2 protein-coding genes are annotated in these 1,138 nt (G+C 30.4%); both read left to right on the plus strand.

The genetic code is table 11. From position 1 onward, the window contains the following. Positions 1-426 precede the first annotated feature (426 nt). The gene (locus ETR37_RS17960; RefSeq protein WP_020753652.1) at positions 427-627 is read left to right on the plus strand and encodes a helix-turn-helix transcriptional regulator; all 201 of its coding nucleotides are present in this window, start codon (positions 427-429) and stop codon (positions 625-627) included. A 5-nt stretch (positions 628-632) separates the two neighbouring features. After that, positions 633-1,061: a hypothetical protein gene (locus ETR37_RS17965; protein WP_129447624.1), complete on the plus strand. Its 429-nt coding sequence runs from the start codon at positions 633-635 to the stop codon at positions 1,059-1,061. Positions 1,062-1,138 lie beyond the last annotated feature (77 nt).

Below are 1,138 nucleotides of genomic sequence, written 5' to 3' on the forward strand. Positions count from 1 at the left end.
TGTACAACGTGTTCTATTCGAGTGTGCAAGAAAGTAGAAAGAGTGTCCAAGCCTTTATTCAGCGAATCAACCAGAAACCAGAACAAACGATCGTTCGGTTGTGTGTTCAGTTGTAAATCTTTAATTCAACTTATATAGGTTGTGTAAAGAATTATTGAACGAATGGAGAGATCACTTATTAACTAACGGATTCCCTTTTAAAGTGCAAAATTAAAAATAACTTTTGAAATCACATTAAAAAAGCAGGGTAATTGTCATATCAAATTACCCTGCTTTTTTCTACCTATCATTTCCTCTTTGGTAAATCAAAAATATAAATAATGTAAAATTTTTTATCCAAAATGTAATATATATATTGAATTATGTAATATATATTGTATAAAATGTAATATATAATAAATTACATTCAGAGGGGGTTTTGAAATTGTGAAAAACAATCTTAAAGTTGCTCGTATCCAAGTAAATCTGACCCAACAACAACTGGCAGAAAAGGTTGGTGTAACTCGCCAAACTATCAGTTTAATCGAAAAAGGAAAATACAATCCTACTTTAAAATTGTGCCTCGAAATTTGTTATGCGGTTAATAAAACGTTAGATGAAATTTTTTGGGTAGAAAAGGGAGAGTGATTAAATTGCAAAAAATAAAAGACGAACGATTATTATTGAAAAATCTGCAAAATTTACGAATTGCCTACATTTTACAGACGCTTGGAATCATCGGAATATTAGGCTATGACCTAATAACAAAAGGAATAGATGGAATGAGAGAAAATCCATTATGGTTTGTGTTTATCCTTACAACGGTCGTATCAGCTTTCTTATCAATGAACATTAGTGTGGAATATGAAAGTCAAAAAAGGTCACCCAAAAAAGGATTCCTAATATCACTTGTTGTATTAACACTTATTTCAACTATAATAGGAATCCTCACATCATTAAGTGAAGGCTTTACTGCAATTAATGGTGTTTTAATTGCAGGAATAATTTTTATATGTGGAATCGTTCCGATTTCTTATCTATATTATTTGAGAAAGAAAAGAATAGATGATCATACAGATTGAAGGAATAAACAATTGGAAAAACTTTTTAAAAAAGGCTCTTCACCACAAGTTGTACTTGATCATTGAAGATCGGTGTG

It is taken from the genome of Geobacillus sp. PK12, from assembly GCF_004123125.1.
Taxonomy (GTDB): Bacteria; Bacillota; Bacilli; order Bacillales; family Anoxybacillaceae; genus Geobacillus; species Geobacillus zalihae.